The organism is Blautia glucerasea, from assembly GCF_020537505.1.
Taxonomy (GTDB): domain Bacteria; phylum Bacillota; class Clostridia; order Lachnospirales; family Lachnospiraceae; genus Blautia_A.
In genome coordinates this window covers 59,169-75,622 of the sequence record NZ_JAJBMO010000015.1, presented here as the reverse complement: position 1 = coordinate 75,622, position 16,454 = coordinate 59,169, and the positions used below count along the sequence as shown (strand labels likewise).

The 16,454-nt window shown below is 42.1% G+C and carries 15 protein-coding genes and 1 riboswitch; of the genes, 1 reads left to right on the top strand and 14 read right to left on the bottom strand.

The window, feature by feature from the left end; genetic code table 11:
• Positions 1–137 precede the first annotated feature (137 nt).
• Both LIQ05_RS12565 and LIQ05_RS12560 read right to left on the bottom strand, forming a co-directional pair.
• Positions 138–827, bottom strand: coding sequence for a response regulator transcription factor (locus LIQ05_RS12565; protein WP_226821058.1), 690 nt, complete (start codon positions 825–827; stop codon positions 138–140).
• Positions 824–1,972 (bottom strand): sensor histidine kinase, encoded by a 1,149-nt coding sequence (locus LIQ05_RS12560; RefSeq protein ID WP_226821056.1) that lies wholly within the window; start codon positions 1,970–1,972, stop codon positions 824–826. The genes LIQ05_RS12565 and LIQ05_RS12560 overlap by 4 nt, the downstream gene beginning before the upstream one ends.
• 72 nt (positions 1,973–2,044) lie before the next feature.
• On the opposite strand from LIQ05_RS12560, the gene LIQ05_RS20675 reads away from it, so the two are divergent.
• The gene (locus tag LIQ05_RS20675; protein WP_416385998.1) at positions 2,045–2,122 is read left to right on the top strand and encodes a DUF6783 domain-containing protein; all 78 of its coding nucleotides are present in this window, start codon (positions 2,045–2,047) and stop codon (positions 2,120–2,122) included.
• Positions 2,123–2,244: 122 nt separating this feature from the next.
• Here the strand turns inward: LIQ05_RS20675 and LIQ05_RS12555 are convergent, their stop codons facing one another.
• From LIQ05_RS12555 to rsmA, 12 genes are all read right to left on the bottom strand, one after another.
• The gene (locus LIQ05_RS12555; protein WP_226821054.1) at positions 2,245–3,159 is read right to left on the bottom strand and encodes an SH3 domain-containing protein; all 915 of its coding nucleotides are present in this window, start codon (positions 3,157–3,159) and stop codon (positions 2,245–2,247) included.
• A 266-nt stretch (positions 3,160–3,425) separates the two neighbouring features.
• Positions 3,426–4,625, bottom strand: a complete 1,200-nt coding sequence (gene metK, locus LIQ05_RS12550; RefSeq protein ID WP_226821052.1) for a methionine adenosyltransferase — start codon at positions 4,623–4,625, stop codon at positions 3,426–3,428.
• 112 nt (positions 4,626–4,737) lie between these two features.
• Positions 4,738–4,839: riboswitch (SAM riboswitch) on the bottom strand.
• A gap of 141 nt (positions 4,840–4,980) precedes the next feature.
• Complete coding sequence (locus LIQ05_RS12545; protein ID WP_226821050.1) at positions 4,981–6,273, bottom strand: UDP-N-acetylglucosamine 1-carboxyvinyltransferase; 1,293 nt, start codon at positions 6,271–6,273, stop codon at positions 4,981–4,983.
• Positions 6,274–6,515: 242 nt separating this feature from the next.
• Positions 6,516–7,022 (bottom strand): shikimate kinase, encoded by a 507-nt coding sequence (locus tag LIQ05_RS12540; protein ID WP_226821081.1) that lies wholly within the window; start codon positions 7,020–7,022, stop codon positions 6,516–6,518.
• Positions 7,023–7,152: 130 nt separating this feature from the next.
• Positions 7,153–7,749, bottom strand: a complete 597-nt coding sequence (locus LIQ05_RS12535; protein ID WP_226821048.1) for a flavin reductase family protein — start codon at positions 7,747–7,749, stop codon at positions 7,153–7,155.
• Positions 7,750–7,760: 11 nt separating this feature from the next.
• A complete protein-coding gene (locus LIQ05_RS12530) occupies positions 7,761–9,428 on the bottom strand; it encodes a putative manganese-dependent inorganic diphosphatase (protein ID WP_226821046.1) in 1,668 nt (555 codons plus the stop codon).
• Between the two features lie 93 nt (positions 9,429–9,521).
• The gene (locus LIQ05_RS12525; protein WP_226821044.1) at positions 9,522–10,427 is read right to left on the bottom strand and encodes a S1 RNA-binding domain-containing protein; all 906 of its coding nucleotides are present in this window, start codon (positions 10,425–10,427) and stop codon (positions 9,522–9,524) included.
• A gap of 172 nt (positions 10,428–10,599) precedes the next feature.
• Complete coding sequence (locus LIQ05_RS12520; protein WP_226821042.1) at positions 10,600–11,949, bottom strand: VirD4-like conjugal transfer protein, CD1115 family; 1,350 nt, start codon at positions 11,947–11,949, stop codon at positions 10,600–10,602.
• 129 nt (positions 11,950–12,078) lie between these two features.
• Positions 12,079–12,738, bottom strand: a complete 660-nt coding sequence (locus LIQ05_RS12515; protein WP_226821040.1) for a ClpP family protease — start codon at positions 12,736–12,738, stop codon at positions 12,079–12,081.
• A 197-nt stretch (positions 12,739–12,935) separates the two neighbouring features.
• Positions 12,936–13,760: a hypothetical protein gene (locus LIQ05_RS12510; protein ID WP_226821038.1), complete on the bottom strand. Its 825-nt coding sequence runs from the start codon at positions 13,758–13,760 to the stop codon at positions 12,936–12,938.
• Positions 13,761–14,609: 849 nt separating this feature from the next.
• Positions 14,610–15,059, bottom strand: a complete 450-nt coding sequence (locus tag LIQ05_RS12505; RefSeq protein ID WP_226821036.1) for a DUF1002 domain-containing protein — start codon at positions 15,057–15,059, stop codon at positions 14,610–14,612.
• Positions 15,060–15,565: 506 nt separating this feature from the next.
• The gene (gene rsmA, locus LIQ05_RS12500) at positions 15,566–16,441 is read right to left on the bottom strand and encodes a 16S rRNA (adenine(1518)-N(6)/adenine(1519)-N(6))-dimethyltransferase RsmA (RefSeq protein WP_226821034.1); all 876 of its coding nucleotides are present in this window, start codon (positions 16,439–16,441) and stop codon (positions 15,566–15,568) included.
• Positions 16,442–16,454 lie beyond the last annotated feature (13 nt).

The following is a 16,454-nucleotide window of genomic DNA, read 5'->3' as shown; positions in this document are numbered from 1 at the left end:
ATAAGAATCAAGTATCTGCTATATTAATGCAGTATAAAAAAATCAGACAAGTCAATGTGCAGTTACTTAGTTTCTGCAACAACTGTATTTACCCCAATAATATCTGTTCATACCAAGCATTCTGTAACAGTCAATTATCACACCTTAAATCTGTATCCTACGCCCCATATAGTCTCGATATACTGTGGCTTGGCATTATTATACTCAATTTTCTCACGGATTTTCTTAATGTGGACCGTAACTGTAGCAATATCCCCTACCGATTCCATATCCCAGATTTCCCGGAAGAGCTCCTCTTTGGTAAATACCCTGTTTGGATTCTGAGCCAGGAAGCTAAGCAGGTCAAATTCTTTAGTAGTAAAAGTCTTCTCTTCTCCATTCACCCATACACGGCGGGCGGTCTTGTCAATCTTGATTCCGCGGATTTCAATAATGTCATTCTTCTGGGTTGTGGAACCGATCAGACGGTTGTAACGATCCATATGTGCCTTCACTCTGGCTACAAGCTCACTTGGGCTGAATGGCTTGGTCATATAATCATCTGCACCAAGTCCAAGGCCGCGGATCTTATCAATATCATCTTTCTTGGCTGAAACCATGATGATCGGGGTGTTTTTGGCTTCTCTTACCTGACGGCAGATTTCAAATCCATCTACCTCTGGCAGCATCAGATCCAGAATGATCAGGTCAAACTCTTCTTTCAGCGCCTTTTCCAGTCCCAGATCGCCTCTATTGCAAATAATCACTTCAAATCCAGAGAGCTCCAGATAATCTTTCTCAAGCTCTGCAATCGTTTCTTCGTCTTCAATGATCAGAATTCTGCTCATTTCATTGGTACCTCCTGGTATTTTCTAAGTACAAAATACATGATCGTGCCGATTCCAAGACGGCTTGTGGCCCATACCTTGCCGCCATGGTCTTCCAGAATTTTTTTCACAATGGAAAGACCGATTCCGCTTCCGCCTTTGGAAGAATTTCGTGAAACATCGGTACGGTAAAAACGGTCGAAAATGTAAGGCAGGTCTTTTGGTCCGATGCCTTTTCCATTGTCCTCGATCTCAATCTGGATAAAATCCCCCACGTCTTTAATACGGATCTGGATGATTCCTTTAGGCTTGTCCATATATTTGATGGCATTGCTGATAATGTTATGGATAACGCGGCGGATCTGTTCGCCGTCTGCGATTACCATAACGTCTTTCTCCACATAGTTGGCGTAAACCAGCTCAATTCCTCTGGTTTCCAGTTCCAGCCCCACCTCTTCTGCACAGTCTGCAAAATAATCTTCTACATTCAGCTTACTGAAGGTGTAAGGGATACGGTTGGTATCGATTTTGGAATAAAAGGTCAGCTCATTGATCAGATGATCCATCTCGTTGGTCTTATTGTAAATAGTGCGGACGTAGCGGTCCATTTTCTCAGGAGTATCTGCTACGCCGTCCATAATTCCTTCCACATATCCTTTTACCGCTGTGATCGGGGTTTTCAGGTCATGGGAAATGTTGCTGATCAGCTCTCTGTTTTCTTTTTCCATCAGATTTTTTTCTTCTGTGGATTCCTTCAGACGGCGGCGCATTTCCTCAAAATCCTGGCAAAGTTCCGAAAATTCATCCTTTCCTTCCACATCCAGAACGAAGTCCAGATTGCCCTCTTTTATATTTTGCGTCGCTTTTTTTAATTTAACCAAAGGTACAGCAATACTGCGATATACCCACAAACCAACTACAAGGGCAACCGAAATCAGAATGACAAAGGCACTGATAAACAGATCCTTCGCCATCACATGGACTCTGCCCTGGCTGTCAGCGGAGTCGGTTATGGAAATATCATATACGGTGCCGTCACTTTCGGTCTGAACCTGTGCTTTCTGAGACTGTGACTGGCTGAATCCGTACAACGTCGCAGCAAACAGCAGCAAAGGCATAAGAATGATCATGGTGAATCCCAGAATGATTCTTGTTTTCAGCTTCATAACAGCTTTCTCCTCTTTTTCTGCCATAATATCCAGGAAATTTTTCCCTGTTTTCTAGAGCGTGTCTGAAAAATCATTTCCACAAATTGTGACGCACATCTTGCAGAAAGCCTTTTTCAGACACGCTCTGGCATTCTATTAGAATTATAGCATAAAGATACATTTCCATCTCTAAATTTTCTATTAAAAATTAGACAGAAAAAAACTGCCCACTGGAAGGACAGTTTTTATAAAGGGGATTTTCCCTGTAAAGGGCTAAACTATATATTCAATTACTCAGTGTAAGAATTACCATTCTCATCAGTCCATGTTCCATCTCCATTGTCAGTGTAACCAGTTCCATTCTCATCGCAGTAATAATATTCGCCATCTGCTTTTTCCGTAACAGTAATAGATGTACCATCAGATGCAGTAATAGTATGCTGTTCCATTTCAATTCCAAAACGATGTGTGTCGTCGTTTAAAACAGAATAATTGTTTCCATATTGATCCTGCCACTGAGTATCCTCATCAATGGCAATATAGCCTACGCCGCTATCATCGCGGTATGCATAATCACCATTCGTCTGCTCTTTAATCGCTATCACAGTTCCATCTTCTGAAGTCAGATATATGGTTCGCAAATTAAGATCAGCCTCATAATCTGAATCATTATCACTGGCAGTTTCTGCTGTATTCCCAGAATTCTGGTCAGCTAAACCAGCAGATGCTTCCTGTTTCTCCGAACTATCTTCTGAAGGCTGATTCTTTGAAGCAAATGCAGTGGCAACATATCCGGTCTGACCCAGATAACTGATCTTATACCAGGAAGAGCCATCATCTTCCATGACAGTGTCTTCACATGTGTAAGAGCTTCCGTAATCACCAATTCCGAGAACTTCTGCATCAGAAGATGGTTCCTTTCTCACATTTACCCCATTCTTAGAAATAATGTAAAGCTTAAAGGAAGTGTTTTTCTTAGTAGTTTCCTGAGATTGCCCTGTAACAGTTGGACTTGGTGCATTGCCCTCCTTTGGATTCGCCTTATTTTTCTGGGTAGTACTAAAATCAGCCTTGGATGTACTCTGGCTGGATGTTGCAGATGCCACTGCCTGTCCACTGATTTTCCCGCATCCGGATGCAGCATTTATCATGACCACAGCCATAATGGCTGCTATAATTGTTGTCAATAAATTTTTCTTTCTCATACGCCTTTTCTCCCGTCTTTCTTCTACTTCTGTAGAAGTTAGTTCTATACTACAACCGTAGAAATAAAATGTCAATAGTTTTTTTCTACAAATGTAGAAATATTTTTACCATTTGCTTCTTACAGCGGCAAATACCAAGTTCTCATGTTTTGGCTTGCCTTTCACATAAAAAAGCCTGGGAAAAACCTTCTCAAGTTTCTCCCAGGCTATATTTATGAACCTTACTTTGAAATTTTCTTCAGATCATCCGGTCACTTTTTCAAATCTTACGCAAGATATTTCTTCAGATCGTCAACCTTATCCAGGTGCTCCCACGGAAGATCTACATCTGTACGGCCAAAGTGTCCGTATGAAGAGGTCTGTTTGTAGATTGGACGGCGAAGGTCAAGCATTTTGATGATTCCAGCTGGACGAAGGTCAAAGTTCCCACGAATGATTTCTACCAGTTTCGAGTCAGATACTTTACCTGTACCAAAAGTCTCTACATGAACAGAAGTCGGGTGTGCAACACCGATCGCATAGGAAAGCTGGATCTCACATTTGTCAGCAAGACCTGCTGCAACAATGTTCTTGGCAACATAACGTGCTGCGTAAGCTGCAGAACGGTCAACCTTTGTGCAGTCTTTTCCAGAGAAAGCACCGCCGCCGTGACGTCCAGTTCCGCCATAGGTATCAACAATGATCTTACGTCCGGTAAGACCGCTGTCACCGTTTGGTCCGCCGATTACGAAACGTCCAGTTGGGTTGATAAAGTACTTGGTATCTTCATCTACCATATCAGCCGGAATGATTTCATCAAATACATATTTCTTAATGTCTGCATGAATCTGCTCCTGTGTAACATCCGGATCATGCTGGGTAGAGCATACAACCGCATCGATACGGATTGGTTTCCCATTCTCGTCATACTCAACTGTTACCTGAGTTTTTCCATCTGGTCTTAAATATTTCAGAGTGCCGTCTTTACGAACCTTCGTCAGCTGACGTGCAAGCTTGTGTGCCATGTTGATCGCATATGGCATGTACTCTTCTGTCTCGTTGGAAGCGTAACCAAACTGGATTCCCTGGTCACCGGCTCCGATGGAATCAAGCTCGTCTTCATCCATCTGATTCTCTTTCTGCTCAAGAGCCTTGTCAACACCCATTGCAATATCAGTGGACTGCTTGTCAAGTGCAGTAATTACGGCACATGTATCAGCGTCGAAGCCAAATTTCCCGCGGGTATAACCGATCTCACGGATGGTCTCTCTTACGATAGACTGGATATCAATATTTGCCTTAGAGGTGATCTCACCCATAATCAGAACAAGACCTGTAGTAGTAGCAGTCTCACAGGCTACACGGCTCATTGGATCCTGTGCTACTAAAGCGTCCAGGATGGCATCAGAAATGGCATCACAGATTTTATCCGGATGGCCTTCAGTTACAGATTCGGAAGTGAATAAGATTTTTTCTTTGTTTTCCATTCTTTTGTTTTACCCTTTCTTCGATGAATTGAAAATATAAATAAAATTTCCGCAAAAAAAGAACAGCCCGGACAAGCGGACTGTCTTATAAATGACATTTATATAAACAATCCTCTTATTGTTCGATTACTCGCTCAGGTTGGCACCTTCCTCTCTTTCGAGGGGTTGCCGTGGCTTCATAGATCCTATGTATCTCCACCACTCTGAATAAAAGGCTATTCTTCAGTTTTCCTGTTGCAAGCAATACAATATACTGATTGCTCATAATTGTCAATAGACATTTGATGTCAGATGACTATTTTTGTTACTGTTCGTTGCTGTTCACAGCAATTAAACCATCTCTGAACTTAACAGATCAACCCACACGCAGGCGGAATTTCTGAATCTCCTTCTCGCTGGAAACCCTCTCGATCTCTGCGCCAAGGCTGCGGAGCTTCTCCTCAAAGTTCTCATAACCACGCTGGATATAAACAATGTCATCCACAATGGTGATTCCCTCTGCAGCCAGACCTGCGATAACAAGGGCTGCTCCTGCACGAAGGTCTGGTGCGCTTACTCTTGCGCCGGTAAGCTTATTCACGCCATCGATGATTGCGGAATTGCCCTCAACCTTGATACAGGCTCCCATTCTGGAAAGCTCGTCTGCATATTTGAAACGATTCTCAAAAATACTCTCAGTCACAATACTGGTTCCCTCTGCAAGTGCCAGGGTAACAGCGATCTGCGGCTGCATATCTGTAGGATATCCCGGATATGGAAGAGTCTTCACATGAGTACGGTGAAGCTTACCAACTGCACGTACACGTACCGCATCATCAAACTCCTGAACCTCACATCCGATCTCCTCAAGCTTAGCTGTAGTAGCTTCAAGATGCTTCGGAATTACATTCTTAACTGTAACATCACCGCCGGTAGCTGCTGCTGCAAACATAAAGGTTCCTGCCTCAATCTGGTCCGGAATGATGGAATACTCTGTGCGGTGCAGCTTCTCAACGCCCTTGATACGGATCACGTCTGTACCAGCACCTTTGATATTGGCTCCCATGCTGTTCAGGAAGTTAGCAACATCTACTACATGCGGCTCTCTGGCTGCATTTTCAATAATTGTACGTCCTGGTGCAAGAGATGCTGCCATCATAATATTGATGGTCGCGCCTACAGAAACCACATCAAGGAAAATATGGCTTCCATGAAGATTTGCTGCCTCTGCAACAATGGCTCCATGAAGAATATCAACCTTAGCTCCAAGAGCTCTAAAGCCCTTCAGATGCTGGTCGATAGGACGGCTTCCAATATTGCAGCCGCCTGGAAGCGGAACTTCCGCTCTTTTATATTTACCAAGGAGAGCACCGAGAAGATAATAAGATGCACGGATCTTCTTAATGTACTCATAATCTACACTTACATCACCAATAGTAGAACCATTGATCTTAACGGTTGACTTATCAATCCTGTCAACCTGCGCACCGATGCCAGCAATTGCATCCAGTAAAACGTTGATGTCTCTGACGTCAGGCAGATTCTCAATAAGAATGGTCTCATCTGTCATAATAGCTGCTGATAAAATAGCCAGTGCAGCATTCTTGGCACCTGCTATCTCTACTTCACCAACAAGCGGATTTCCACCTTTAATCACATATTGTTCCATAACACACCTCTATTATTCTTACTCCGCGAGCAAAAAGGCTATTGCCAGACAATAACCTCCAAAAGCTCTCCTCTGTTTGATCTACAGTTACGATTCACTTCGTTCATAGTAACGCGTTCCGCGATGCACAGAAATCATGTTCTGCATGATTTCGCGCCGCAATTCTCGGGTTTTCTGTGAGCTTTGCTCACAAAAAACACCTCGCGGAATACAGCCTGCGAATAGCAACCATCTACAGTTACTTAATTAACCCCTGTCTGTAGTATTTCCAAAAGTGCCTGCAGACTTGCTTCCAAATCTTTCCCTTCTTCATCTACTACAATGTCTGCATATTTTTCATATAAGGGAACACGCTCCTCATATAAGCTCTTCAAAGTCTGTCCCTCTTTCAGAAGAACACCTCGCTTCTTGAGATTTCCAAGCCGCTTCTCAAGAGACTCCAAAGAAAGTCGGAGGTAAACTACCTTCCCGACCGATCTCAAGTGCTCCATCGCCTCACTGCAATATACCACACTTCCCCCAGTAGCAATCACAGTATTTTCAGTCTCAATCGACGCATTTACGCGGTTCTCAATGGCCTTGAAACCTTCTTCGCCTTCTTCATCAATGATCTGATAAAGACGTCTTTTTTCTTCTTTTTGTATTAAAAGATCTGAATCTAAAAATTCATATCCAAGTATTTTCGCAAGAACAACGCCCAAAGTGCTTTTACCTGCACCGGGCATTCCAATCAATGTAATATTATTCATTTTCATTCGATATTCCTTTAGATAATAACACAAAAGATATATTATTGCAATCCCATTAAGAATTTGTTACTATTTTCCAGGTTGCTAAAGTTACTGTTCACTCCGTGAACAGTAACTTGCTAACGGCATTTTATGCCTTGGAACGGCGTGAGCTGCTGCGTTTTCTCCCCTTTTTTACGCTGTAGCCAAAGGTTCCAAGCTTTTTGCCAAGTCCCAGATATTCTCCATGGGAATACACCATTAGTTTCGATTGATTCAGCTGAAATTTATTATTCTTGTCCATGTAGGCTTCATCTGCATGTACAGCCACAACCTCGGCCAGAAACATGTGATGGGAGCCAAGCTTTTCTATTTTTTTTACTTTGCACTCAATATTTACAGGAGATTCGCCGATCATAGGTGCTTTCACATGATCCGCTTTCTCTTTGGTAAGATGAAGCTCCTGAAATTTATCAACATCCCTGCCGGAACGCACACCACAGTAATCGGTGGCATACGCCAACTCCTCTGTGGTAAGGTTCAGCACAAATTCCTTAGTCTTGCAGATCATGTCATAGGAAAATCTGGTGGGACGGACAGAAATGCTTACCATAGGCGGGTTGGTGCATACGGTTCCCGCCCATGCCACTGTTATTATATTATCATTTCCCGCCCCATCTGTAACACTGACCATCACAGCTGGGAGAGGGTAAAGCATATTGCCTGGTTTCCAGGTCTGTTTTGCCATTTTTCTACTCCTTAATTGAAGTCATTTGCCATAATCTGTGCAGCTTCCATCATGGCTGGGATCATCTGTTTCTTACGTGAAACCACACCCTTCAGGTGGAAGCATTCATCCTCCGGATCCTGCTGGAATGCAAGTTTTCCCATTTCCTCACTGCCTTCTCCGTAATAGATCACATCAGAAGACTCATCCATAATATTGGTTAACATAAAGTAAACACGGGAAATTCCGTGACGGCCACACTCGCTTACCATAAACGGTTTCAGGCGGGCTTTGATCTCCTGAAGCTCTTCCTCGTCCATAGAACTGATCTGTCCAACGCCAAAAGCCACATTTCCCTCTGCAATAAATTTCTTGTAATCCTGATAGAAAATTTCCTCAGGCGCTTTATCCTTCAGGTTGCTTCCTGCCTTGAACATTTCCCTTGCAAAATCTTCGATCTTAATGTCTGCAATCAGGGCCAGCGCGCTTGCGGCAATCTTATCCTGCTGTGTGCAGGTAGGTGAACGGAACATTAAGGTGTCTGAAATAATGGCAGCGCAAAGAAGTCCTGCGATCTTAGGCGGGATCTCCAGTCTCTGCTCATCATAAATCCGGTAAAGAATGGTTGCCGTACATCCCACCGGCTCATTTCGGAAATTAATAGGCTTCATGGTCTCCAGAGAACCAAGCTTATGATGGTCGATAATCTCCAGTATCTCCGCCTTCTCAATATTATCAACTGCCTGATCCTTCTCATTATGGTCTACCAGAATTACCTGTTTCTTGTGCATATCCAGAAAATTTCGTCTGGAAATTGTTCCCACACATTTTCCCCTCTTGTTGATAACAGGGAAAGCGCGGTGACGGTGTTTGATCATAACGTCCTGGATATCATCTGTGAAATCCTCAGTGCTGAAGGTTACCAGATTGTCTTTTTTCATGACATAATTTACTGGAATACTCTGGTTGATCATGCGGGCAATTGTGTAAGTATCGTACGGAGAGGTAATGATAATGATCTGTCTCTCGTGGGCTTTCTGAATCACACGCTCACTTACCTGAATGTTCATGCCTACAATAATGCAGCTTACATTCAGCTCGATTGCCTTTAACTGGTCTTCCTCTCTGTTTCCCAGAATGACCATATCATTTTCTTCGATATAGTTCTTCATCATCTCCGGATCCGCAGTTCCGATCAGGATTTTTCCCTTGGTAAAATAGCCGTGGCCATTTCCTTCCACGACCTCACCGTCAAGGGTATCTTTGATCTTGTTGTACTGGGTCCTGGCGTTTGCAAGAAGGTAGCTGTCTTTGGTGTCCATGTAAATATCCGCAATGTCACCGATGGTTACAATTCCTTCCAGCTCATCTTCGCTGTTGCAGATTGGCAGGGTAACAATGCCCTTGTTCTGCATCATATCCCAGGCATTTTTCAGGGACATGGTACGGTCTGCGTCCGGCTTCGGGCGAATGTCCATATCTTTTACCTGCGTTCCGATATTTCCAAGATAGGCTGGCGGCTGTACGCCGAAACGGTTCAGAACGTACTGGGTTTCTTCGTTGATCTGACCGGCGCGTCTTGGAATATATCGCTTGGTCTGGGTGGTTCTGTTTTTAATATCTGCATAAGCAATTGCGGAACAGATGGAATCCGTATCTGGATTTTTATGTCCCATTACAAATACTTTTTGATTCTTCATTCACATTCTTCTTTCTGAAATCAAGATAACAGCTACCCGCCTTCAAGCTGCGGGCAATCAGTTTTTACTTCGGATTTATTTTTTCTGTCGACGTTAATTCAGTTTAATATTTGCAAATAAAGATCCCAGGGATGTGGTTGCCTCTTCACCGGACTGTGGAATTTCAATTTTCTCTTCTTCCACTTCTTTTGCCATCATATCAGTTGCTTCCTTAATGCTCAGACTCAGCTTTCCGTCTTTTACTGCGGTTACTTTTACCTTTACTTTATCTCCAACAGAAAGAACCTCAGATGGTTTGCGGATTCTCTTCTCGCAGATCTGGGAAATATGTACCAGTCCGGATACGCCGTTTCCAAGATCAACGAATGCGCCGTATGGCTGAAGGCTCTCTACAGTTCCCTCTGTTACAAAGCCTGGCTGAATATTGGAAATTTTATTCTTTCTTTCCGCTTCTGCTTTTTCTCTTAAGATTTCCTTTGCAGAAAGGATCAGCTTCTTGTCCTCTTTATTGACATCAATTACCTGAACCTGGATACACTTATTCAGATATTCGTTGGTGTCCTCCACGTAGCTCAGGGCCAGCTTAGATGCCGGGATAAAACCGCGCACACCTTCTGCATAAGCAACTGCGCCGCCGTTTACCACGCCTTTTACCACTACCTCAAGTATTTCGCCGGAAGCTTTCAGCTCTTTTAATTTATCCCAGGCGAGAACGTCAGTTGCCTCTACCCTGGATAAAAGGATGTTGCCGTTTCCGTCGTCTTTTTTTACTACGGTTGCGGAAACCTCGTCTCCTGGATGTACCTCTTCCTTTACGTTAAAGCCCGGTTCTCTGCTGTAATCTTCTACCGGGATGATTCCTTCTGCATAATATTTTAAATCAACAATAATCTCTTTATCATCTACACTCACAACTGTTCCTGTGAGAATATCGCCTTCTTCAATTTTCTTAAAAGAAGCTTCCAGTTCAGCTTCGTAATCTTTCATTGTCTCTGCCATGGCCTATGACTCCTTTCGAAATATCAATCTCTTAAAATTTCAACTTCTTAAAATGGATTATATCACACAGCCTTTTAGTTGCAAATAAATTTTAGATTGCATGAAATAAAAAACACCTCCTGCAGTTCTTTGCAGGAGGCACCTTTTTCTAATTCCACTTTTGTTCATTTCTTTATTCCTTCTCCTTTCTCGGCTCATCCAGACCTTCCAGAGGGAGCTCTTCAAAGAAGAAGCCTTTTGGTCTTTTCTCCTTCCGCTCTGCTTTTGCCGGATTGAACAGATCATACTGTTCTACATTGAATTTCGTAACCTGCTGTGGTTTCTGTCCGCGGACAAAAAGCCAGGCATCACCAACTGGCATATTCAGAATGCTGTCTGCAGTTTTATTAGCCTTAATGCTCATGTACCTTGCAGTATCTACATCCTGACCGCCAAGATAGAGGCAGCTGTCACAGTTGTTGATAATGGTTTTTGCACACTTTTCGCCATACATGGAGTCCAGCTGTGTGATGCTCTGTAAGATCAGGCTTACGTAGATTTCCCTGGATCTGATCACGGAAATGATTTTGTCAAAATCTGGTATTACCGCATTTGATGCAAAATCATCCATGATAAATCTCACTGGAACCTCAAGCCTGCCGTCTTCCTCATAATCAGCCAGCTGGCAAAGCTCATGCAAAGCCTGTACGTACAGCAGATTCAGCAACCTGTCACATGACCGGTTACTGTCACTGACATTGATAAACAATGCGATTTTCCGATAACCCATCTCCCAGAAACTTACCTGTCTTTTGTTGGTAAAAAACTGTTCGCATTCCGGACTGTAGAAAGAACTCAGCTTTTCTCCCAGTATGAATGCAGAGCTGGCATTGGTTTTATCTGCAGCTTTTGTGTCCTTAAAAAGATGCCACTTTTTCACTGCAAAGCTCTCCGGATGGATCATTTCCCACTCCTGCATCAGCAGGTCAAGAGTTTCGGTTCCAAGAAGCTGCTGAAGCTTTGCCACTTTTCCAAGATGGTGTTCCCGTTCTGGAAGTGCTTCCAGAACGTAGGAAATCAGGGAGCTTGCCTGCATAGCAGCTGCATGATCCCAGAAGGGATCTTTCCCGCATTCTACGGGACAGAGGCTTTTGGCAAGCATCTCAATGTCCTGCCCTCGGTAGCGTTCCACCTTTTTGCCGTTCCTTATCACCTTCTCTTTCTCGATGTGCAGCATTGGATTATATCCCACTGGTGAATCCTGCATATTGTCAAAATTCAGGTTTACGACATCGTATCCCTTCTTTTTCAGCTCCGGACCAAGCATTTTGCAAAGCTGGTTCTTGGTATCCACAACGATCATGCTGTCGTTGCTTTCCAGGATGTTGGGAATGACATAGCTTCTTGTCTTTCCGGCACCACTGACACCTATGATCAGGTCATTATTGTTAAGGCCTGTCTCCCAGGTATTGTTGTTGATGTACTTGCCCTGTGCCAGAATTCTGTTGTTTTCTTTGTTCTCCATAAAAACTTTACTGATCATTTAATTTAATCTCCTTTACTAAGTAATTTTTTAAATTTTTATTTACATTAAGACACCCGTAACATTTAACACTTTTGATTTTGTTGTTCGTTTTGTTGTTTTTATGCACCTCCTTTCCTGCCATCTGAGCTATTCAAATGGCAGTTCTAATTCTGTTTCTTGTGAAAGATTTTCTTGTTCTGTTAAAAGGTCTTTTTCTTTCCCTTGCTCCAGTTGGATGATGGAATCTGCCAGTCCAAAGTCCACAGCTTCCTCAGCTGTAAACCAGGTATCCTTTGCTGTCTTCGAATAAATCTGGTCAATGGTTTTTCCTGTATTTTGGGCAAGCAGAGTTCCAAGGATCTTCCTGTTCTTCATCAGATCACCCACTCGTTCTGCTAATGAGGTAGCGCTGCCTGTGATTCCATTTCCAGCGATCAGCGGATCGTGGATCATCAGTCTGGAGTGAGGCAGCATTTCCCTTCGTTGTCCTGCTGCAAAGAGAACAGCTCCAAAGCTGGCTGCTGTTCCCATGCACACAGTTCGAATTGGACACTTAATGGAATGCATGATATCGTAGATTGCCAGACCGCTGGCGACTTCACCGCCTGGGCTGCTTATGTACATTGTGATTTCCTTTTCGCTGTCCTGGCGTTCCAGATATTTCAGCTGTAGGATCAATGCTCCTGCACTTTCCTGGTTAATTTCGCCAAGGCAGTAAATTTCTCTGTTGCTCATCAGCTCGTCCATCAGAGACAGGCTGAAATAGCCGTTGCTGGTTTCTTTGATAATTCCTGGTATGTAGTTCATAATTTTTATTTCCTTTCTGAATTTAATTTTGATGTTATTTTTTGTTCTCATTCGGACTCCCGCCGACATTTCATTTCTGTTAGTTTTACTTTCTGTTGGTTGTCTTACCACTCCTTTCTTTCAGTACAGCTCCCGCTGATCTTTTTCGATTTTGATTTCATTCGGACTCCCGCCACCTTTCTGGCTTTTAATTTCATTCAGGCACTGGCCACCTTTTGCGCTTTTGTTGTACGGTAGATTTCTGCGAAAGGTTCCACAAACAACCATACCTTATCCTGGCAGTTCATGTCACAGAGAAAGTAGTCGCAGAATTCCAGGATGCTGAAATCCAGGTTGACTTCATCCAGATTGGCGAAATCATCGCAAAGCTTGCGGATACAGGTAATCTTTTTTCCTGTAAGCTTCTGCAGAACCTCATCGATATCCCACAATGAGGTACCGTAAACCAGGCTTTGCCAATAGTTTCCATATTTGCAGGGCAGAATTCCATTTATTGCATGGAATTCATATTTTGTTTTCTTGTAGTACGTTAAGTTGTAAACTCTTTGCAGACGCTGCTCCAGCGCAATGGGGCCTTCGGCTTCCAGCTCAGAATACAGTTCTTTTTCCTCCAGGGAATCCCATGTTGTGGCCTCCTTTGGATGCACCCGCAAAGGGCGCCCTTCTATTCTCAAGTCCACAAGGTCATAGGGGACGCGCATAATGTCAACCAGTTGTGTTGTTTTCCTGGCAGTAGGCGCCTGGTGAAACTGTTCTGACACGAAGTCACAGACCTGCCCCACAGAAATGTCTGGATAGCCATTCTCGCATTTTGAAAAGCCCATCTGTGTCATCACATCTTCAAAGGCTTCCCGTTTAAAGAACATGAAGTCAGCAAATGACAGGTCTGCAATATAACGCATCATTTTGCCAATGACTTTTTGATCTGTGAGCACGCCGCTGCGCGCGTATTTAATTTTCTTTTCCAGCTCGCCGCTTAAATTTCTTTCTTCGTAAATTTTTGTTGTTTTCTTGTTTTGCATTTCGTTATCTCCTTTTCATTTTGATGTAATTTTTATGTTTTAGTTTTTTCTTCACTAAAACACCCGTATGTTTTATTTGCATTTTTATTCTGTTTCAATTAAACTCCCGTTTAATTATGTTGTATTTGTTCTGTTGTAAAAAATGTGACATATATATCACATATTTTACTTAAATTAACATATGTAAAAATGAAATAATCCATTTTCATGGAAACAAAACATGATTTTCAAAGTTCTATTTTTTCTCCGTATTTTCCAAATTTCGTTGTAATTACTGACTTTAACTTGTCTTTTGGACAAAATAAAAACTCCTTCTATTTAGAAGGAGTTTTTATTTTAAGCATTATTTATTTCATTTAAATCATTAATATAATCATTTTTTACTAGAACTTATTTCTTTTATATTAATAGAAATTGCGTATTTATGTAATTGTAAAAAATAAAACCATTTCTTTCTTTCAGCACAATTCCCACTGACCTTAGAAATTTTCATAAAAACAGTTCCGCCGCTTCTGGATCCTATCCAGAAATACTTTTATGTAACAGAATATTACATAAAAAATCCCCATAAAACGAGGAGTGCCCCGACAGTAGCTGCCGGGGCGATTATTATGAAAAAATTTTATGTGTAATGGTGTCATTACAACGTCTTCTGTGTATGTTCTTTCGAACTGATTATATAGTATCAGACACTTGTGAATAAAGTATGAACAAATCACAAACGAATAATGAACTTTTGTCTTATTTGCACAATTTATTCTTTCTTTTTCCTCTTTTTTTATAAAATTACCACATTTGCATTTTTACTTTAGCTTGGTAAAGTTATACATTTTGCACATTTTCTTATTCTTATTCGAATAATCCTTTTACAAAATCCAGCAGTTTCGCAACAAGTCCCTTGGCATCGTCCTTGGTAACACCCATATCCTGGAGCTTATTGTAAACAGAGTTTACATCACTTCTAAGGGCATCCTCATCAATCTTCGCATCCAGAACCTTGCGTACTACTGAAACAAGGGAATCTACGTCAGAATCAGAAAGAGATACACCGAAATGGTCTGCTGCCTGAGTAACGGCACTTCTTACCTGATCATCTGTAATATTCTGCTGGTCTACCAGATCCTTTGCATACATAATGATATCTACTGCTTTTTCAGGATCGGAAGCAAGGAAATCAATTCCGCTGTCCAGAAGACTTTCTACAACTTCTGTATCACTGGATGCCATAACCGGCATTGGCATGGAACATGCAAGAACTCCTGCAAGAATAAGTGCTGCTGATTTTTTCATTTTTATCATGATCATTACCTCCTGATTAACATTCTGTTCACAAACTACTGAAACCTGGTCATATTTAAGATCTTATTTCCTCATATCCAGCAATTTTTTTCTAAATTTAACCGTCTCGGGAAATAAATCCATCTTCAGATTCCAACTCATTATACTACACCTTTCTCCTTTATTTGTAAAATGTATCTAAAAACTTTATAATCTTTTTATGATTAATTCCCAAAACCAGTCTTATTTTGCTCTCGGTTACAAATCTTTTTAATTTCGTTCACTAATTTTTCATAAGATAAACACGATTCTTTCAAACTTTCCCGATATACTAGCATCATAAAAATAATAACAGCCAACATTATTTTTATAAAATTTCTTTTTCATATGTCGATCACGGAAACGTGATTGACTCTCCTTCCTTTTAAAAAATATATTTGAGACAAAATAAAAATCACCCGTCTAGCCACCGGGTGATTTTTATTTGTATGATATCAGGAACGGGGCTTACGTCCCGTTCTTTCCTTCTATCTTAATTTATTAAACGCATTCGCCAGATCCGCGAACTCCTTCAATGTCAGCGCTTCACCTCTCACATTCACCGGAATTCCAGTCTCTGCCATAGCTTTCTCGATTTCCTCTTTTGAAAAATCAAGCTCCTGTGAATTCTTAAGTCCATTTACAAGAGTTTTTCGGCGCTGGTTAAAGGATGCCCGAATCAGACGGAACATCAGCTTCTCATTATCCACCTGCACCGGCGGCTCCTCGTATCTCACCAGCTGGATAACTGCACTTCCAACCTTCGGCCTTGGCATAAAACAGTTTGGCGGAACATTTGCAATAATCTGCGGTCTGGCATAATACTGAACAGCCAGTGACAATGCCCCATAATCCTTGGTTCCTGGTCCAACCTGCATTCTGTCGGCAACTTCCTTCTGTACCATGATAGTGATGGAAGAAATGGGTACATGATTTTCAAAAAGTCCCATAATGATCGGTGTGGTAATGTAATAGGGCAGATTGGCAACCACCTTGATTGGCTTACCGCCATTTTTCTCCTGGGCCAGCGCTGCAATATCCACTTTCAGGATATCCTCGTTAATCACAGTTACATTATCCCAATCCTTCAATGTATCATTTTCCAGAATGGGAATCAGAGTCTTGTCAATCTCAACAGCCACCACTTCTCTTGCAGCCTCAGCCAGATACTGGGTCATAGTTCCAATACCAGGTCCGATCTCCAGAACAAAATCGTCCCTGGTGATCTGGGAAGCCTCTATGATTTTCTCCAGAACATGGGTATCGATCAGAAAATTCTGACCAAACCTTTTCTGGAAAGCAAAATTATACTTTTGAAGAACTTCAATGGTATATTTCGGGTTTCCTAAATAAGGTCTGGTCATATTAATTTCCTCT